This is a genomic window from Arthrobacter sp. 9MFCol3.1 (assembly GCF_000620385.1).
GTDB lineage: Bacteria > Actinomycetota > Actinomycetes > Actinomycetales > Micrococcaceae > Arthrobacter.
Map to the genome: position 1 here is coordinate 236,721 of NZ_JIBJ01000006.1, position 17,614 is coordinate 254,334.

Consider the following 17,614-nt stretch of genomic DNA (forward strand, 5'->3'; position numbering starts at 1 on the left):
TCTAGTCGATGATGGTTCCGCTGACGGGAGCGTCATCGCCGCCCGAGGATTTGATCATGTCCCGCGCGTTGGTGGCGGTGATCTCGATGGTCTCCAGGGCACGGCTGATAGTGTCGCGGTCCGCCGCCTCGCCCTTCGCCCGCTCCTGCTCGACCACACGGACCTGGACCTGGACGATCTTGAAGGAGTGGTCCAGCTTCATGTCCCTCACGCTGTCCGCTGCGCGGCTCTCGCTCACCACACGGGTGCCGCCGTGGTCCGCGCTGGCCGTCGCCGGCGGCCGCCCGGCGGCGGCGTTGAACGCGTTCTGGGCCTCGTTCAGCCTGGCCCCGGCCTTCTTGGCGGCCTTCTGGATGCTGAACACGACGAAGGAGGCCAGCGCCAGCCAGAAGCCGGCGATGATCGCCACGATCCAGCCCACGACGTCGTTCTGGTTGGCCGCGAAGATCACGGCCACTACGAACGCGATGATGAAGACCAGCAGCCCCGGACCGCTGATGCGGAACATGGAGTACCGGCCCCGGGCCGTGGTGTCGTTGGACGTGGACGAGGAGCTACCCAGAGATTGCATGAGCCCATTATCGCAAACGGGGCCGGCCGCCCGCTGCGCTTCCACCCCGGGCGAACGCCGCCGCGGCGCCCGGCCTAGGTCAGGACGGGCATTTACGTCAGGACCAAGCAGAACGGGTGGCCACTGGGGTCCGTGTAGACCCGGAAGGTCTTGCCGCCGCCCTCCTGGCGCGTGGCGCCCAGCCGGAGGACTTCCGCCTCTCCGGCGTCGAGGTCCCCGACTTTCACGTCCACGTGCATTTGCTGCGGGTGCTCGGCGTCGGGCCACTGCGGCCGGACCAGTCGGTCCACGCGTTGGAAGGCGACGGCGGGACGATCGGCGGCGTCGCCAATCGAAATCCACTCCTCTTCCTCCTGCACCCGGATCATACCCAGCAGCTCCTGGTAGAAGCTGGCCAGGGTGTCGGGGTCCTCGCAGTCGATGACGAGGGCCTGCCATTGTCCGATCATGGGTTCTCCTATTTTCGAAGGACGGCTACTTGAAGGACGGCTACTTGAGGAACAGTTTGCGCAGGCGGCTCGTGGTGAGCAGGACGCCGAGGGCAATCATGACCAGGTAGTAGCCGATGTGCACGGCGGTGGCCGGGGTGAACACCCCCACGCTGATCTGCCGCAGCAGTTCCACGCCGTGCCACAGCGGCATGGCCTGGATCAGCCACTGGATGGCCTGCGGGTAGACGCTGAGCGGGTAGAACGTGGCACTGAAGAGGAACATCGGCAGCATGATGAAGTTGATCCAGTCCATTTGCTGGAATGTCTTCATGAAGCTCGTGATCCCCATGCCGAAGCTCGCGAAGCCGAAGGCAATCAGCACCGAGGCCGGGATCATCAGGATGGCCCACGGGGTGGTGATGAGGCCCATCAGGCCCATCACGGCCGTGAAGCCGGTGGCGTACATGGCCCCGCGCAGCAGGGCGAGGAAGATTTCGCCCATGGCAACATCCAGCGGCCCCAACGAGGTGTAGAGCATGCCCTGGTACAGCTTGGCGAAGTTCATCTTGAAGAAGACGTTCCACGTCGAGTCGTAGACGGCGCCGTTCATGGCTGACACGGCCAGCAGCGCCGGCGCGATGTACGCCGCGTAGCTGATTTCCTGCCCGCCCGGGCCCTGGACCGACCCGACAATCGCGCCCAGGCCCACGCCCATGGAGATCAGGTACAGCACGGGTTCGAAGAACCCGGAGGCCATGACCATCCAGTTGCTGCTCTTGGTGGCCATGAGCCCGCGGGCGACGACGGCGCGGACGTTGCGGGAGTAGATGGGCCCGAAGCGGCGGCGGCGCGCGGCTTCGGTGACGCTGTGGTCCCCGGTGTTGAAATTTCCGGTCAGGACGCTCATGAGGCCATCCTTTTGGCGAACTTGCGTTTGGTCAGGACCCAGCCGGCAACCGCCAGGGTCAGCAGGAAGAGGACGTGGACGATGGTGAGCCACGGCGCTTCCTCGTACCCGTAGCTGACCACGCGGCCAAGCTCCGTTCCGTGCCAGATCGGTGAGATCCAGCCGATCCAGCGGACAGCGAGCGGCAGGGTGTCCAACGGGAAGAACGTGCCGGAGAACAGGAACAGCGGCATGACAATGAACCGCATGACCATGGCGAACTGGCCCTTGTCGTGCTGGATGGTGGCCGCGTAGGCCATGAGCGGCAGGCCGAAGGACAAGCCGGCGAGCGTGGCGATGAGGATCGACACCCAGGCCCACGCGCCGGGGGCGGCGCCGAAGAGCGCGACGACGGCGAAGTAGATGGCCGACTGCAGCAGGAAGCGCACCGTCACGGCGATGATCTGGCCGCCGGCGATCTGCTCGGGAGTCAGCGGCGAGGCGTGCGGGCCGTAGTAGACGCGCCGCCACTTGAAGCCGTCCATCACGGGGAAAGTGAACTCGTTGGCCGCCGTCATGACGGCGGCCGAGATCAGCAGGGCCGGCGCGATGAACGTCAGGTAGCTGACCCCGCCGAAGACGCCGGCGCCGTTGGACTCGACGAGGGTGGCCAGGCCAACGCCCATCGCGAACAGGTAGGCCACCGGCTGTCCCACGCCGTACATCACGATGGTCCAGCCGTAGCCCTTCATGACCCGGAGGACCTGCTCGGCGTAGTAGAACGCGCCCCAGCGGCGGGCGCGGGCGGCCGAGACTTCCGGCGAGTGCGCGCGCAGGGCCGTCCCCGCCGCCGTCGTCCCCGCCGTCGTCGCCGCCGCCTGAATTGGCTGAGTCAACTGTTCCTTCTTAGTCAACGAGGCTCCTGCCGGTCAGGCGCAGGAAGACGTCTTCGAGGGAGGAGCGGCGGACCAGTGAGGTGACCGGACGCAGGCCCCGGGCGGTGACCTGCTCCAGGGCGGCCTCGCCGTCGTGGGCGTAGATGAGGACCCGGTCCGGCAGGGTTTCCACCCGTTCGCCGATGCCGCCGAGCTCCGCGCCGACGCTCGCGTTGCGCTCCGAGCCGAAGCGCAGTTCCAGGACCTCCCGGGTGGAGTATTCGCGGATCAGGCTGGCGGGCGATCCCTCGGCCATGATCCTGCCCTTGTCCACCACGATCAGGCGGTCGCAGAGCTGTTCGGCCTCGTCCATGTAGTGCGTGGTGAGGATCAGGGTGACGCCCTGTTCCTTGAGCCGGAACAGCCGGTCCCAGAGGATGTGCCGCGCCTGCGGGTCAAGGCCCGTCGTGGGCTCGTCGAGCAGCAGGATCCGGGGCTCGTTGATGAGCGAGCGGGCGATCGTCAGGCGCCGCTTCATGCCGCCGGAGAGGGCATCGACCTTGGAGTTGGCCTTGTCCGTGAGCTGGGCGAATTCCAGCAGTTCGTCGGCCTTGGGCTTGAGGTAGCTCATCGGCAGGCCGAAATAGCGGCCGTAGACCAGCAGGTTGTCCCGGACTTTCAGTTCCTCGTCCAGGTTGTCCTGCTGCGGCACGACGCCCAGATGGGCGCGGACCTCCGGCCCGTGCTGTTCGGGGTCCAGGCCCATGATGTCCAGGCTGCCGGAGGTGCGCTGCGAGACCCCGCCGATCATCTTCATCGTGGTTGACTTGCCGGCGCCGTTGGGGCCCAGCAGGCCGAAGGCTTCCCCGGCGGGGACGCGGAAGGAGATGCCGTCGACGGCGGTGACGTCGCCGTAGCGTTTGGTGAGGTTCTCGGCGGTGATGACGTACTGGAGAGAAGCGTCGGAGGCGCCGCTCACGCGTGATTCTTTAGAGGCAAGTTCAGACACCCGCACTACGGTAGTGGATCCCCGCAAACTATGAAAGAGTCTTTTCGTAAAAACTCCTGACGTATCCGTTCCGTTATGCCGGGAGGCGATAAAACGTGCGGAATCCTGCGGTGGTTGGGCCCGCCGAACGCCGGCCCAACCACTGCAGGAGCCTTAGGCGGGCCCGGAGTGGCGTTCCGCTGCTATGCGGTTTTTCTCAGCCCAGCGGTCTTTCTCTGCCAACTGGCGTTCCGCGGTTTCCACCACGTTGGCGAGCAGCATGGCGCGGGTCATCGGGCCGACTCCCCCGGGGTTCGGCGAGAGCCAGGCGGCGACGTCGGCCGCAGCGGGGTCCACGTCTCCGGTGACCACGGCCTTGCCGCTGCCGTCATCGACCCGGCTGACACCGACGTCGAGCACGATCGCCCCGGGCTTGAGGTCCCCGGCCTTGATCATGTGCGGCTGCCCGGCGGCGGCGATCACGACGTCGGCCTGCCGCAGTTCTGCCGGCAGGTCCACGGTTCCGGTGTGGGCCAGGATGACGGTGGCATTGACGTCCTTGCGGGTCAGCAGCAGCCCCACGGGGCGGCCGATGGTGACGCCGCGGCCCACCACGAGCACGCGCTTACCGTTCAGGTCGATCCCGTGCCGGGTCAGCAGCTCCACGCAGCCCTTGGGCGTGCACGGCAGCGGGGACTTCATGGGTCCGCTGACGTTGGCCACGAGCCGGCCCAGGTTCATCGGGTGCAGGCCGTCGGCGTCCTTCTCAGGATCCATGGCCTCCAGGATGACGTCCTGGTCGATATGTTTGGGCAGGGGCAGCTGGACGATGTAGCCGGTGCATTCCGGGTTCTCGTTGAGCTCGCGGACCACGGCCAGGAGGTCGTCCTGGCTGGTTTCTTCCGGCAGGTCGCGGCGGATGGAGGTAATGCCCACCTCGGCGCAGTCCTTGTGCTTGCCGCCGACGTACCAGGTGCTGCCGGGATCGGAGCCCACCAGGATGGTGCCCAGCCCGGGGGTGATGCCCTGGGCCTTGAGCACGGCCACGCGCTCGGTCAGCTCGGCCTTGATGGCGGCGGCGGTAGCCTTGCCGTCAAGGATCCGTGCAGTGTCAGCCGTTTTTGCGGCTGCTTTTGCGGTGTCAGTCGAAGTCATGGCCTACCACTGCTCGTGCTGCGGGTACAGCGGGAAGTCGGCGGCGAGCTTGTCCACGCGAGCCTGCAGGGACTCGATCTCCGTGGCAGCTCCGGATTTCAGCGCCGTGGCGATGATGTCCGCCACCTCGGTGAATTCCTCGGCGCCGAAGCCGCGGGTGGCCAGGGCCGGGGTGCCGATGCGCAGGCCGGAGGTGACCATCGGCGGGCGGGGGTCGAACGGCACGGCGTTGCGGTTGACGGTGATGCCGATCGAGTGCAGGAGGTCCTCGGCCTGCTGGCCGTCCAGCTGGGAGTTGCGCAGGTCCACCAGGACCAGGTGCACGTCGGTGCCGCCGGTCAGGACCGAGACGCCGGCACCGGCGACGTCGGCCTGGCCGAGGCGCTCGGCGATGATCTTGGCGCCTTCGAGCACGCGTTCCTGGCGCTCCTTGAATTCCTCGGTGCCAGCGATCTTGAAGGCCACGGCCTTTGCGGCGATCACGTGCATGAGCGGGCCGCCCTGCTGGCCGGGGAACACGGCAGAGTTAAGCTTCTTGGCCCACTCCTGCTTGGCCAGGATGACGCCGGAGCGCGGACCGGAGAGCGTCTTGTGGACGGTGGAGGTCACGACGTCGGAGTACGGCACCGGGCTCGGGTGCAGTCCGGCGGCGACGAGGCCGGCGAAGTGCGCCATGTCGGTCCAGAGCAGGGCGCCGACCTCGTCGGCGATCGAACGGAAGGCCTCGAAATCGAGGTGCCGCGGGTAGGCGGACCAGCCGGCGATGATCACCTGCGGCTTTTCGGCGATGGCCTGCTCGCGCAGCTTATCCATGTCGATCCGGAAGTCATGTTCCTCGACCTGGTAGGCGGCGACGTTGTAGAGCTTCCCGGAGAAGTTCAGCTTCATGCCGTGGGTGAGGTGCCCGCCGTGGGCAAGGGACAGGCCCAGGATCTTGTCGCCCGGGGTGATCATGGCGGCGAGCGCGGCGGCGTTGGCCTGCGCGCCGGAGTGCGGCTGCACGTTGGCGTATTCGGCGCCGAACAGTTCCTTGACGCGGTCGATCGCGAGCTGCTCGGCGACGTCGACGTATTCACACCCGCCGTAGTAGCGGCGTCCCGGGTAACCCTCGGCGTACTTGTTGGTCAGGACGGAGCCCTGGGCTTCCATCACGGCGCGCGGGGCGAAGTTCTCGGAAGCGATCATTTCCAGGGTGCCGCGCTGGCGGCCAAGTTCCTGGGCGAGGACGGCGGCGATTTCAGGGTCGAGTTCGGCCAGCGGCTGGTTGCTCACGGCGGCTGAGGTGGCGGTGGTAGTAGTCACGAGGAACTCCTGGTAGGCAACGGGTACGGCTATTGGTCAGGCTACCGGCTGGCCCGTTGCACCGCCCTTTGATTACGGGCCCCTTGACAGCGGGCCGCGACAGCGGCGGGAGGCACCCCGCGCGGGCACCAGCAACGGTGCGGCAGCGGTGATGCTGCCGACCGGTAAGACATGACCCTCGGCCCAGGCGTACGATCCGTGGTCTTCGTGAGTGCCGCTCCCTGATGGTTAGCCATCCAACGCCAGTTGCGACGGGTTAACACTACCAAAACCCTTTCCAAACTGCCCTTGAAGCGCAGGTAGGCTGTTCCTCGTGACTGATGAGAACCTGACTGCCTCCTACATCCTGACCCTGTCCTGCCCCGACCGGCCGGGCATCGTGCACGCCGTCGCCGGAGCCCTCCTGGTGGCGGGCTGCAATATTACAGACTCCCAGCAGTACGGCAGCCAGGGCACGGGCACCTTCTTCATGCGGGTGGAGGCGACGACGGCGGCGTCCCAGGTAGAGCTGCAGGCGGCGCTGGAACCTGTGGCGCAGGCCTTCGGGATGCAGTGGAGCCTCAACCCGGCCGGCCGGAAGGTCCGTACCCTGCTGATGGCCAGCACCTCGGCCCACTGCCTGAACGACCTGCTGTTCCTGCAGCGCTCCGGGACCCTGCCGATCGACATTCCCGCCATCGTGTCCAACCACCGCGACCTCGAGGGCCTGGCGGAGTTCTACGGCATCCCGTTCCACCACATCCCGGTCACCCCGGACACCAAGGTCCAGGCCGAGGACGCCCTCCGTCTCCTGATGAAGGAACACGACATCGAGCTCACCGTCCTGGCCCGGTACATGCAGATCATCTCGGACGAGCTCTGCACCGAGCTGACGGGCAAGGCCATCAACATCCACCACTCGTTCCTGCCCTCCTTCAAGGGCGCAAAGCCCTACCACCAGGCGCATGCCCGCGGCGTGAAGCTCATCGGCGCCACGGCGCACTACGTCACTGCGGCCCTGGATGAGGGGCCCATCATCGAGCAGGAAGTCATCCGCGTGGACCACCGGCGCACGGCGGAGCAGTTCGTCCAGATGGGCCGCGACGTGGAGGGCCGCACCCTCGCCCAGGCCGTGCAGTGGCATGCCGAGCACCGCGTCCTGCTCGACGGCAACCGGACGGTTGTCTTTAACTAAAAGCGGTCATTAACTGGAGCTATGGAATCCTCCCGCAGGGACCGGCTCGAATCATTTGTGGCGCTGTTGAAGAATGAGGGCCGGCACGGCGTCCTTGGCCTCGATTGTGGCCCGGGCGCCGACGGGCTGCACTTTGTGCAGTCCGGCATCCATTTCACCGGCGTCGACCAGTCCGAGGAGAACATCCACATCGCCCGGGCGCACGGGCTCGAGGCCACCGTGGCCGGACCGGTCTCGCTGCCGTTCGCCGATGCTGCGTTTGCCTCGGTGTGGGCCGTGGACGCCCTGGCGGGCCTGGCCCCGGAGCAGTGGGACGACGTCGTCCGCGAACTCGGGCGGGTGGCGGAACCGGGCGCGCCGATCGCCGTCGTGCTCCCCGCCCCCGACCCGCGCAGCGCGGGCGGCTCGCGCGGCGAGGGCGGCTCGCGCGGCGAGGGCTTCACGGTGCTCCGCTCCCCCGCCTGACCCTCATTTCCCGTTGCGCTATCGGTTGTGGTGCTCAAACAGCGCCCAGAGGGACCGGATCTGACAGCTCAACGGGGCGGGGGCGTGTCCTAGGCTGGAGGCATGGCTCCCCTCTACGCATTCGCCGGTACCGCCCCGGCCGTCCATGACTCCGCCTTCGTCGCGCCCACTGCCTCGGTGATCGGCAACGCCACCCTGGCCGAGAACTCGAGCGCCTTCTACGGTGTCAGCGTCCGCGCCGATACCGCCGCCATCAGCGTCGGCGCCGGCAGCAACCTGCAGGACAATGTGGTGCTGCACGCCGACCCCGGCTTTCCCTGCACCGTCGGGGCGCGGGTCAGCGTCGGCCACAGCGCCGTGGTCCACGGCTGCACCGTCGAGGACGACTGCCTGATCGGCATGAGCGCCACCATCCTCAACGGGGCTGTGATCGGCGCCGGGTCCCTCATCGCCGCCGGTGCCGTGGTGCTGGAGGGCACCGTCATCCCGCCGCGCTCCCTGGTGGCCGGCGTTCCGGCCAAGGTCCGGCGCGAGCTTAGCGACGAGGAGTTCGCCGGCGTCCAGCACAACGCCGCCCACTATCAGGAACTGGCACGCGCGCACCGCGAACTTCACAGCGCCTGAGCTGCACGGGTGCCTGAGGAAACCGGCGCCGGAGCCGGCGCCGCTCAGTCCAGGGCGATCGGCCCGAGCTCGGAGAGCAGCTCGCCCGGTCCGGGATTCCCGGCGGGGGTGGAGCCACCGAGGTGGTTGACCACGCCCCAGACGGCGTTGAGCCCGGTGGTGACGGCTCCCTCGGCCCAGCCGGCGGTGAAGGAGACGTCGTCGCCGGCGAGGAAGATCCCGCGCTGTTCGGCCGGCAGCCCGTCCTGCTTGAAGTGCGTAAAGAGCCGCTGCTGGTAGCGGTAGTGCCCCGGCAGGTTGGCCTTGAAGGCGCCCATGAAGTTGGGGTCGGCCTCCCAGGAGACGGTGATCGGCTGGCCCACGATGTGGCTGGCGATGTCCACGCCGGGGTAGATCTGCTGCAGCGAGTGCAACATGAGCTCCGCCCGTTCCTCTGCGGTGAGCGAGAGCCACTTCAGCGCGTCGTCGTTCCAGGTGTAGGACAGCAGGATCACGGCCGGCTGGTCCGGACCGTTGTCCAGCAGGTAGGTAGCACGGTTCAGCCGGTCGGTCAGCGTCATGGACAGGACCTCGCGGCCGGTGGCAGGGTCGATGTCCTTCCAGAACGGCCGGTCCACCATGACGAAGGTCTTGGAGGACTGCATGTAGTGGGAGCGCTCGATCGCCGTCCACAGTTCGGCGGGGAACAGGGCCTCGTCCGTGTGGATCCGGGTCGAGAGCAGCCACGACTGGCAGGTGGTCACCACCGCCGGGTAGGCGGATTCGCGACCCCAGCGTTCGCGGATCCGGAAGTCGCCGCTGCCGTCGCGGGCGATGCGGTCGACCGCGCCGCGCGGCGCGCCTGCGTGCAGCGAGGCCAGCGAGGTGCCGTCCGGCCAGTGGGCCATGCCCGACGGCGTGTGCTCCCACAGTGCCTCGGGGAGCCGCTGCGCGCCGCCGTCGATGAGCCGGTGCCGGTCATCGGCGTCGGTGTAGACCACGCGAAGGATTTCGAGGATCGAGTTGGGGAAGTCGGTGTCCCAGCCGCCGGTGCCGAATCCCACCTGCCCGAAGGCCTCGCGGTGGGCGAATCCGGCTTCCTTGAAGGAGTCGCTGCCGGCGATGAAGCCGTAGAACGTCTGCTCGTCCAGCTGCGGGAGCAGCGCGTTCCAGAGGTCCTTGATCCGGGCTGTGTCCCGGGCGCGGATGGCGTCCTGCATCTCGGCGAACCCGGCGCCGTCGTTCACGGCGGCCTTCCACGCGTCCGCCACCTCACGGAAGAACGGCGGGAGGTCGGCCGCGGTCTCGGCATAGTATTTCTGGCCCGCGAGCTCGATCACCGTGCTGGAGGTCGCCGGCGCCAGTGGATTGGGGAAGGCCCGGGTCTGCAGCCCGAGCAGGTCCACGTAGTGGTAGAAGGCTTTGCCGGATTCCGGGAAACGCATTCCGCCGAGGTCCGCCACGATCCCCGGCGCGGACGGGAAACTGGCGGTCCGCAGCCGGCCGCCGATCCGGTCGGCCTCGTAGACCACGGGCCGCAGACCCAGCTTCATGAGCTCATATGCGGTCACCAGTCCGGACAGTCCGGCCCCGACGACGGCGACCTCGGTCCCGTAAAGCTCGGGCGGCACCGATCCTAGGCCCGCCGGGTGGGCGAGGTAGTGGTCGTAGCTGAACGGGAAGTCCGGATTCAGCATGGTGATGGGCGCCGCGCCCGGTTCAGCAGCGGGCCGAGGGGCCGGAAGTTCGGTGGCGATGGTCATGAGATCTCTGCCTTAAGGTCCTGGTGTGTGGTGTTGTCTGGTTGGCGGCTTGATAGGTCAAGGTATTCCTTGTGGCTCAGGGCAGCCACCCTGGAGTTCTTCCGGCCGTAGCCGAAGTAGGCGGCACAGCCAACGAGCATCCAGGCAGCGAACACCGCCCAGGTCTCGGCGCCGAGGTTGGCCATGAGGTAGGCGCACATGAGGGCGCCGAGAATCGGGGTCAGCGGAAAGAGCGGGACGCGGAAGCTGCGCGTGAGCTCGGGGCGGGTCCGCCGCAGGTAGAGGACTGCCACATTGACCAGGGCGAAGGCGAACAGGGTGCCGATGCTGGTCGCGTCCGCGAGGGCACCGAGCGGCACCAGGCCGGCGGTCAGTGCGACGGCGGTGCCAACGATCAGGGTTCCGGCGGCCGGCGTGCCGGTCCGGGCCGAGATCCGGCCGAAGACCTTGGGCACCAGGCCGTCCCGCGACATCGAGAGCAGGATCCTGGTCTGCCCGTACAGGACGGTCAGCACGATGCTGGCGATGGCGAGCACGGCGCCGACGGCGAACACCACGCCAACCCACGGCTGGCCGGTGATTTCCTCGAGGATCTTCACGAGGGCCGCCTCGGTGCCGTCGAACCAGCCCCAGGGGCGCGCGCCGATGGCGGCGACGGCCACGAGCACGTAGATGCTGGTGACGATCAGCATGGAGAGCAGGATGGCCCGCGGGAGGTCGCGCTTGGGGTTGCGGGCCTCCTCGCCGGCCGTGGAGGCGGCGTCGAAGCCGATGTAGGAGAAGAAGACCCGGGAGGCTGCGGCGGAGACGCCGGCGGCGCCCATCGGCATGAGGGGCGCGAAGTGCCCGTCGTTGAAGGCGGTGAAGGCCACGGCGCAGAAGAACAGCAGGATGCCGACTTTGACCAGGACGATCGCCGTGTTGATCCAGGCGCTCTCCTTGGCGCCGCGGACCAAGAGCACCGTGGCCAGGCCCACAATCACGATTGCGGGCATGTTCAGCACGCCGCCGGCCCCCGGCGGTTGCGAGATGGCATCCGGGAGTTCCAGGCCGAAGACCGACAGGGCCTCGTTGACATACTGGCCCGCACCGACCGCGACGGCGGCCACAGAGACGGCGTATTCGAGCACCAGGCACCAGCCGCAGATCCAGGCCATGCCCTCGCCCATGGTGGCATAGGTGTAGGAGTAGCTGGAACCGGCGGCAGGGACGAGGCCGGCCATCTCCGCATAGGACACGGCGGAGAGCAGGGCGGCGAAGCCGGCGATGGCGAAGGAGATCCAGATAGCCGGGCCGGCGAGCGGCACCGACTGGCCCAGGATGACCAGGATGCCGGTGCCCAGGGTGGCGCCGACGCTGATCATGGTCAGCTGCAGGACACCGAAGCTGCGGACCAGCCGCGTGCCGCCGTGTCCGGTCTCGGCCTCCCGGACCAGCTGTCCGATCGGCTTGCGGCGCAGGAGCTGGGCGGTGAGCCCGGGACGGCCGGCTTCCGCCGGCGGGCGTTCGCCGATCAGAGTTGGCACAGTCATCGTTGACGTCCTTATCTTCAGTAGTGGTCGGTTTCCCGAACCAACCCTAGGCGTGTGAGCCACCTCTCAAGGTTGTGCAAAATGACCTGTAGTCTTCACTCATGAGACTTAATGCACCTGGACGCCGTTGTTCGGGCGGCCGGCACGGGGGCCGCGGCTGTGGCTGCTGAGGACCCGGAGCGGCTCGGCTTCGTCACGCTGGCGCAGTTCCTTGGCCAGTTGCCGGCCCTGGGCGTCGTGCACGACGGCGGCAACGGGCAGGAGCGCCTGCGCTGGGTGGAGCCGAGTGAGCTGGAAGACCCCACCCCCTACCTGCTCGACGGCGAGTTCCTGCTCACGGCCGGCCTGCCGTTCGTGGGCGAGGGAGGGAGCGAGGAGGCGGTGGATGCCTACGTGCAGCGCCTGGTCCAGGCCCGCGTGGGCGCCCTGGGCTTTGGCCTGGAACCGTATTTCGACGCCGTGCCCGATGCCGTGGTGCGGGCCTGCCGGCAGCACAACCTGACCCTGGTCGCCATCCCGGAGAGCCTCCCGTTCGCCGCGCTCGGACTGGAATTCTCCCGGCTTCTCGAGTCGGACAACGCCAAGACCTTCCGCCAGCTGGCCGACACCAGCCGGCAGCTCATGCGCGCGGTCTTGTCCGCGCGCCCCGAGCACGAACTCCTCGCGGCCTTGGTCCAGCGCGTCCCGGTTTGGGCCGTGCTGGTTGGCGCCGACGGGCGGGTGCGCGCCCGCGGCTCCGGCCCCTCCCCCGCCCCGCGGGCCGCCGGCGGCACTGCCGGCACTGTGCCGGGAGTTGACTCCGCCGACCTGCAGCCGCTGCTGGCCAGGCTGCTCGCCGGCAGCGGCCCGCGGGTGGAGATGGACTCGTTCGACGCCGCGGGCTCGTCCCTCGTCTTCGGGTATCCGCTGCGCAGCACCCGGGACGCCAACCTCGGCGCGCTCATCCTCGGCACGGACGCCCCGCTGACCCCGGCCCAGAACAGCGTTGTCTCCACCGCGGTCGGGCTGCTGGAACTGCTGGTCCGCCAGCGCATCAGCGGCTCCCTGGCCCCGAGCCAGCTGGCCACGGCGCTGCTGCTGCACCCGGAGAGCGTGGCCTCAGGATCCGCACGGCATGTCAACGGGTTCAAGGACCTGCTGGCCCAAAGCATCTCCTCCACCCGGTCCGGCCAGCTGCGGGTCGTGCAGGGTGTCCGGATTGACGCCGCCCCGGACACCCCCAAAACTGCGGGCGCTGCGGGCGCGGCGGGCGCCCCGGACACCCCCAAAACTGCGGGCGCTGCGGGCGCGGCGGGCGCCCCGGGGCGCCCTGGCGAGGCTCCGGTGCGGGCGCTGCTGGAGTGGCGGCGGCTGTTCGACACCAAGCTGGTGGAGCTCACCGAGTACGGCTTTGCCGCCATCACCAGGCTGAAGGTCGACGACGCCCTGCTCGCCGACGTGGAGCGGCTCGGCTGGCGCCTTGTGATCGGCAGCAGCACCGATTTCGCGAACCTGCCGGAGGCTTATCGGCACGCCGCTTCGCTGCGCAACCGCGTTCTCACGAGCCGCCGGAGCGTCCGGGCGGACGACGTGACGTGGTCGGTCGCCGGCCTGCTGGGACCGGCTGCCGGCACCCTGCTGGCGGGCCGTCTGCTGGCGCCCCTGCTCGCCCTCGAGCCGGAGCGCCGCGACAGCCTCCTCGGCATCCTGCGGGCCTGGCTGGGTGAAAACGGAAGCTGGGACGCCACGGCAAAGGCCACGGGACTGCATCGAAACAGCGTCCGCCGGCAGATCGGGATCATCGCTGAGCTGCTGGGCCTTGACCTCAACCAGGCCCAGGCGCGCGCGGAACTCTGGATTGCCCTGCAGTACCAGGACGGCCCCGAGATGCCCGGCGCACCGGCCAGCGCAGCTCAGGCGTCCAGCGCAGCTCAGGCGTCCAGCGCAGGTCAGACTCCCCAGGAGCGGTAGACCTCCGGGCGGCGGTCGCGCAGGTAGTCCACGGCGTCCTCGATGCCGTCTGCGGCGGCGCGTCCGGGCTCACCCAATTCGGCAAACAACAGTTCCGGCCCCTCCCCGGCCACGGCCAGGATCGAGCCGTCCGGGCCGGCGACGATGCTGCCGCCCCGGAAGTCGCAGTCATCTTCCGATCCGGCGTGATTGGCGTAGGCGACCGTCAGCTGGTTCTCCAGAGCGCGGGCCCGGATCAGCACCTGCGGCACGACGTCGAATCCGCCGGCGAGTGCCGTCGGCACCAGCAGCAGGTCCGCGCCCCGCAGGGCGGCCGCCCGCGCCGACTCGGGAAACTCGATGTCGTAGCAGATGGCCAGCGCCGTTTTGTGCCCGTGGAAATCCACGACGCCGGGGGCAGCCTCGGCGGGTGTAAACGCCGCCCGCTCGTCCGGGCCGAACAGGTGCACCTTGTCGTAACTGAGCAGTTCGTCGCCTGCCTCGTCGACCAGGGTGGCGGAAATGTGCCACCCGCCGGCCGGTGTCACCGTGGGCAGGCTGTAGACCAGGGCGATGGTGTTGCGCCGCGCGATGCCGGCCAGGATTTCCCGGAGCGCGGGCAAGCTGCCGGGATCGAACGCCTCCCGCAGCCGCCGCGGCGCGTAGCCCACGGGGAAGAGTTCCGGGGTCACCAGCAGCTGCGCGCCCGCAGCGGACGCATTGCGCGCCGCAACCTCCACCGCGGCGCAGTTCGCCTCGACGTCCAGCACGGCGGAGTTCGCCTGCATCAGGGCCAGCAGCACCATTACCACCTCACGTTTCCGGGCGCCTCCGCGGGTCACGGCGGGCTCTCCCGACCCAGACTAACCGCGGCCCGGAACACGGGGTGTGGTGCATTTCCACCCGGACAGCAGGCCAGCGGGGCAAAACGTCCTTGCGGCACACACGGGGAATGCTGACCGCCCTTCGCCCGGCATTCGACCGGCGCGGCCGTTACCATTGCGTTAACTTCTTGACTGCAAGCCGCGAATGCGTCACGCTTCATAGCATGCCCTCACCAACGCGCTCAACGAGGAGCCGAACCAAGAACCCCGGGTCGCAGTCCGCCCTCCGGCATCTGAACCAGCAGCGGATCATCGAATGCCTCCTAGCGGGACCGTCCACGCAGGCGGAACTGGCCCGCCAGACCGGCCTTTCGACAGCCACGGTCTCCAACATCGTCAAGATCATGCAGGACGCCGGGCTGGCCTCGACTGAACCCATCACCAGTTCCGGGCGGCGCGCCCTGAATGTCCGGCTCAACAGCAACGGAGCCGTCGCCGTCGGGATCGACTTCGGCCGTCGCCACCTGCGCGTCGTGCTGGCCTCACTGAGCTACCACGTGATCGCCGAAGAGTCGGTCCTGCTGCCCCTGGGCCACCACGCCGAGGAAGGCATCCAGGCCGCCGTCGGCGTGCTGGACCGGCTGCTCGCGGACAGTGGGGTGGAACGCAGCGCCCTGGTGGGCGCCGGCGTCGGAATTCCCGGCCCCATCGACCGCCGCACCGGCACCGTGGCGCAGGGCGCGATCCTGCCCGAATGGGTGGGCATCAACATCCTCAAACGCCTCGAAGAAGCGCTGGAACTCCCCGTCTTCGTAGACAACGACGCCAATCTGGGCGCCCTGTCCGAGGTCACCTGGGGGCCGCACAGCGGCATCAGCAACCTGATGTTCCTCAAGATCGGCTCGGGCATCGGCGCTGGGCTGATCCTCAACGGCGCGCCGTACTACGGCAACGTCGGCATCACCGGTGAAATCGGCCATGCCACCATCCACGAGCACGGACTGATCTGCCGGTGCGGGAACCGCGGCTGCCTGGAAACCATCGCCTCCACCACCACCATGATCGAGCTCCTGAGCCGCGGCGAGGACCGGCCGCTCTCGCCCGGGGACATCGTTCGCAAGGCCCTCGAGAAGGACTCCGCCACGCTCCGTGTCGTGGACGACGCCGGACTCGCCGTCGGGCGCGCGCTGGGCAACGTGGCGAACCTGATCAACCCCGAGGTCATAGTGGTCGGTGGCCCCCTGGCAGGCCTTGGCCAGCTGCTGCTGGACCCGATCCGGCGCGGCCTGATCCGCCACGCGGTGCCGGTCATCGGCGAGACAACCACCCTCACGATGTCGTCCCTGGGCGACCGGGCCGAGGCCCTCGGAGCCACGGCCCTGGTCTTCCAGCACGCCGGAATCCGGCGAAACTAACCATTTCGTTATGCGCCCGTTGCGTTAAAGACTTGACGACAAGGGCTGTGATCCAGTTTACTTTTCCATCAGACGGCCCTGCGGTTTGCAGGGGCGGACAACGAAGTCATGCATTGGAGGCGTAAGGGCAGATGACGTCCCTCAACACGCACAGTGATCCGCTAATCCTCGAGATGCGCTCCATCACCAAGGAGTTCCCCGGCGTTAAAGCTTTGGCCGATGTGAGCCTGCGGGTGAAGGCCGGCGAGATCCACGCCATCTGCGGTGAGAACGGCGCCGGGAAATCGACCCTGATGAAGGTGCTCTCGGGCGTGTACCCCTACGGCACTTACACCGGCGACATCGTTTACCAGAACGAAGTCCAGGAGTTCAAGGACATCCGGGCCAGCGAGCACGCCGGAATCGTGATCATCCACCAGGAACTCGCGCTCATCCCCGAACTGTCGATCATGGAGAACATCTTCCTCGGCAACGAGCCCACCAAGCGCGGCGTGATCGACTGGGCCGAAGCCCGGACCCGGTCCACCGAACTGCTGGCCCGGGTGGGGCTGCGCGAGGACCCGGAGACCCCCATCAAGGAGATCGGCGTCGGCAAGCAGCAGCTGGTCGAGATCGCCAAGGCCCTGAACAAGTCGGTCAAGCTCCTGATCCTGGACGAGCCCACGGCGGCGCTGAACGAGTCCGACTCCCAGCACCTGCTGGACCTCATGCTGGGCCTCAAGGGCCGCGGAATCACCTCGATCATCATTTCGCACAAGCTCAACGAGATCGAACAGATCGCCGATGAGATCACGATCATCCGCGACGGCAAGTCGATCGAGACCCTGAACGTCAAGGCCGACGGCGTCGACGAGGACCGCATCATCAAGGGCATGGTGGGCCGGACCCTGGAATCCCGGTTCCCGGACCACGAGCCGAAGATCGGCGATGTCCTCTTCGAGGTGAAGAACTGGAACGTCGGGCACCCGCAGATCCAGGACCGCCTGGTCTGCAAGAACTCCAGCTTCTTCGTCCGCCGCGGCGAGATCGTCGGGTTCGCGGGCCTGATGGGCGCCGGACGCACCGAACTGGCCCGGTCCGTGTTCGGTCGCTCGTACGGCCGCTTCATCTCGGGCCATGTCTACAAAGACGGCAAGGAACTGCAGCTCAAGAACGTCCGCCAGGCGATCGACGCCGGGCTCGGCTACGTCACCGAGGACCGCAAGTCCCTGGGCCTGAACCTGCTCGATGACATCAAGGCCACCACCGTCTCGGCAAACCTGCGCAAGATCAGCAAGAACTTCGTGGTGGACGCCAACAAGGAGTACGCCGTCGCGGAGGAATACCGGAAGTCGCTGCGGACCAAGACGCCCTCCGTGGAGGAGGGCGTCGCGAAGCTCTCCGGCGGCAACCAGCAGAAGGTCGTGCTGGCGAAATGGATGTTCACCGACCCGGACGTGCTGATCCTGGACGAGCCCACCCGCGGGATCGATGTCGGAGCCAAGTACGAGATCTACGGCATCATCCAGAAGCTGGCCAACGAGGGCAAGGCCGTGATCGTCATTTCCTCGGAGCTGCCCGAGCTGCTGGGACTCTCGGACCGGATCTACACGATTTTTGAAGGCGCCATCACCGGCGTGCTGAACAAGGACGAAGCCAGCCAGGAAAGCCTCATGAAACTCATGACGTCCGCCCGCAAGACCGCTTGACCCTTTGGGACAA

General features: G+C 67.9%; 16 protein-coding genes. 6 read left to right on the plus strand and 10 right to left on the minus strand.

Annotation, left to right across the window (positions count from 1 at the left end; all coding sequences use genetic code 11):
• Window position 1: 1 nt before the first annotated feature.
• The 7 genes from C560_RS0108185 to glyA form a co-directional block, all read right to left on the minus strand.
• Window positions 2-571 (minus strand): hypothetical protein, encoded by a 570-nt coding sequence (locus C560_RS0108185; protein WP_026537826.1) that lies wholly within the window; start codon window positions 569-571, stop codon window positions 2-4.
• 92 nt (window positions 572-663) lie between these two features.
• Window positions 664-1,020, minus strand: coding sequence for a VOC family protein (locus tag C560_RS0108190; RefSeq protein ID WP_026537827.1), 357 nt, complete (start codon window positions 1,018-1,020; stop codon window positions 664-666).
• A gap of 40 nt (window positions 1,021-1,060) precedes the next feature.
• Entirely contained in the window at window positions 1,061-1,909 is an 849-nt protein-coding gene (locus C560_RS0108195; RefSeq protein ID WP_026537828.1) for an ABC transporter permease, read from the minus strand.
• Window positions 1,906-2,784: an ABC transporter permease gene (locus C560_RS0108200; protein WP_026537829.1), complete on the minus strand. Its 879-nt coding sequence runs from the start codon at window positions 2,782-2,784 to the stop codon at window positions 1,906-1,908. The genes C560_RS0108195 and C560_RS0108200 overlap by 4 nt, the downstream gene beginning before the upstream one ends.
• A gap of 10 nt (window positions 2,785-2,794) precedes the next feature.
• Window positions 2,795-3,742: an ABC transporter ATP-binding protein gene (locus C560_RS0108205; protein WP_026537830.1), complete on the minus strand. Its 948-nt coding sequence runs from the start codon at window positions 3,740-3,742 to the stop codon at window positions 2,795-2,797.
• A gap of 183 nt (window positions 3,743-3,925) precedes the next feature.
• Window positions 3,926-4,906 carry a bifunctional methylenetetrahydrofolate dehydrogenase/methenyltetrahydrofolate cyclohydrolase gene (locus C560_RS21435; RefSeq protein WP_051533054.1) on the minus strand — a complete coding sequence of 327 codons (981 nt, stop codon included), beginning with the start codon at window positions 4,904-4,906 and terminating at the stop codon, window positions 3,926-3,928.
• A gap of 3 nt (window positions 4,907-4,909) precedes the next feature.
• Window positions 4,910-6,208 carry a serine hydroxymethyltransferase gene (glyA, locus tag C560_RS0108215; protein WP_018774763.1) on the minus strand — a complete coding sequence of 433 codons (1,299 nt, stop codon included), beginning with the start codon at window positions 6,206-6,208 and terminating at the stop codon, window positions 4,910-4,912.
• A gap of 313 nt (window positions 6,209-6,521) precedes the next feature.
• Here glyA and purU point away from each other — a divergent pair, with 313 nt between their 5' ends.
• From purU to C560_RS0108230, 3 genes are all read left to right on the plus strand, one after another.
• Window positions 6,522-7,382: a formyltetrahydrofolate deformylase gene (gene purU / locus C560_RS0108220; protein WP_026537831.1), complete on the plus strand. Its 861-nt coding sequence runs from the start codon at window positions 6,522-6,524 to the stop codon at window positions 7,380-7,382.
• A gap of 21 nt (window positions 7,383-7,403) precedes the next feature.
• Window positions 7,404-7,847, plus strand: coding sequence for a class I SAM-dependent methyltransferase (locus tag C560_RS21440; RefSeq protein ID WP_043422783.1), 444 nt, complete (start codon window positions 7,404-7,406; stop codon window positions 7,845-7,847).
• Between the two features lie 102 nt (window positions 7,848-7,949).
• A complete protein-coding gene (locus tag C560_RS0108230) occupies window positions 7,950-8,471 on the plus strand; it encodes a gamma carbonic anhydrase family protein (RefSeq protein ID WP_026537832.1) in 522 nt (173 codons plus the stop codon).
• A gap of 44 nt (window positions 8,472-8,515) precedes the next feature.
• Here C560_RS0108230 and C560_RS0108235 read toward each other — a convergent pair whose 3' ends face one another.
• Together C560_RS0108235 and C560_RS0108240 are read right to left on the minus strand one after the other, a co-directional pair.
• Window positions 8,516-10,213 (minus strand): flavin monoamine oxidase family protein, encoded by a 1,698-nt coding sequence (locus C560_RS0108235; RefSeq protein WP_026537833.1) that lies wholly within the window; start codon window positions 10,211-10,213, stop codon window positions 8,516-8,518.
• Window positions 10,210-11,745 carry an amino acid permease gene (locus tag C560_RS0108240; RefSeq protein WP_026537834.1) on the minus strand — a complete coding sequence of 512 codons (1,536 nt, stop codon included), beginning with the start codon at window positions 11,743-11,745 and terminating at the stop codon, window positions 10,210-10,212. Before C560_RS0108240 ends, C560_RS0108235 begins: the two co-directional genes overlap by 4 nt.
• 111 nt (window positions 11,746-11,856) lie before the next feature.
• On the opposite strand from C560_RS0108240, the gene C560_RS0108245 reads away from it, so the two are divergent.
• Window positions 11,857-13,695 (plus strand): PucR family transcriptional regulator, encoded by a 1,839-nt coding sequence (locus C560_RS0108245; RefSeq protein WP_026537835.1) that lies wholly within the window; start codon window positions 11,857-11,859, stop codon window positions 13,693-13,695.
• On the opposite strand, the gene C560_RS0108250 is transcribed toward C560_RS0108245, so the two are convergent.
• Entirely contained in the window at window positions 13,674-14,480 is an 807-nt protein-coding gene (locus C560_RS0108250) for a nitrilase-related carbon-nitrogen hydrolase (protein WP_026537836.1), read from the minus strand. The genes C560_RS0108245 and C560_RS0108250 overlap by 22 nt on opposite strands.
• A gap of 242 nt (window positions 14,481-14,722) precedes the next feature.
• On the opposite strand from C560_RS0108250, the gene C560_RS0108255 reads away from it, so the two are divergent.
• Both C560_RS0108255 and mmsA read left to right on the plus strand, forming a co-directional pair.
• Complete coding sequence (locus C560_RS0108255) at window positions 14,723-15,913, plus strand: ROK family transcriptional regulator (RefSeq protein ID WP_018774771.1); 1,191 nt, start codon at window positions 14,723-14,725, stop codon at window positions 15,911-15,913.
• A 131-nt stretch (window positions 15,914-16,044) separates the two neighbouring features.
• Entirely contained in the window at window positions 16,045-17,601 is a 1,557-nt protein-coding gene (mmsA, locus tag C560_RS0108260; RefSeq protein WP_026537837.1) for a multiple monosaccharide ABC transporter ATP-binding protein, read from the plus strand.
• Window positions 17,602-17,614: the final 13 nt, after the last annotated feature.

What these genes read in the sequence shown, in the direction of transcription:
- C560_RS0108185 (WP_026537826.1), bottom strand. Translation starts at nt 571, where the DNA reads ATGCAATCTCTGGGTAGCTCCTCGTCCACGTCCAACGACACCACGGCC.
- C560_RS0108190 (WP_026537827.1), bottom strand. Translation starts at nt 1,020, where the DNA reads ATGATCGGACAATGGCAGGCCCTCGTCATCGACTGCGAGGACCCCGAC.
- C560_RS0108195 (WP_026537828.1), bottom strand. Translation starts at nt 1,909, where the DNA reads ATGAGCGTCCTGACCGGAAATTTCAACACCGGGGACCACAGCGTCACC.
- C560_RS21435 (WP_051533054.1), bottom strand. Translation starts at nt 4,906, where the DNA reads ATGACTTCGACTGACACCGCAAAAGCAGCCGCAAAAACGGCTGACACT.
- C560_RS21440 (WP_043422783.1), top strand. Translation starts at nt 7,404, where the DNA reads ATGGAATCCTCCCGCAGGGACCGGCTCGAATCATTTGTGGCGCTGTTG.
- C560_RS0108230 (WP_026537832.1), top strand. Translation starts at nt 7,950, where the DNA reads ATGGCTCCCCTCTACGCATTCGCCGGTACCGCCCCGGCCGTCCATGAC.
- C560_RS0108235 (WP_026537833.1), bottom strand. Translation starts at nt 10,213, where the DNA reads ATGACCATCGCCACCGAACTTCCGGCCCCTCGGCCCGCTGCTGAACCG.
- C560_RS0108240 (WP_026537834.1), bottom strand. Translation starts at nt 11,745, where the DNA reads ATGACTGTGCCAACTCTGATCGGCGAACGCCCGCCGGCGGAAGCCGGC.
- C560_RS0108245 (WP_026537835.1), top strand. Translation starts at nt 11,857, where the DNA reads ATGCACCTGGACGCCGTTGTTCGGGCGGCCGGCACGGGGGCCGCGGCT.
- C560_RS0108250 (WP_026537836.1), bottom strand. Translation starts at nt 14,480, where the DNA reads ATGGTGCTGCTGGCCCTGATGCAGGCGAACTCCGCCGTGCTGGACGTC.
- C560_RS0108255 (WP_018774771.1), top strand. Translation starts at nt 14,723, where the DNA reads ATGCCCTCACCAACGCGCTCAACGAGGAGCCGAACCAAGAACCCCGGG.
- mmsA (WP_026537837.1), top strand. Translation starts at nt 16,045, where the DNA reads ATGACGTCCCTCAACACGCACAGTGATCCGCTAATCCTCGAGATGCGC.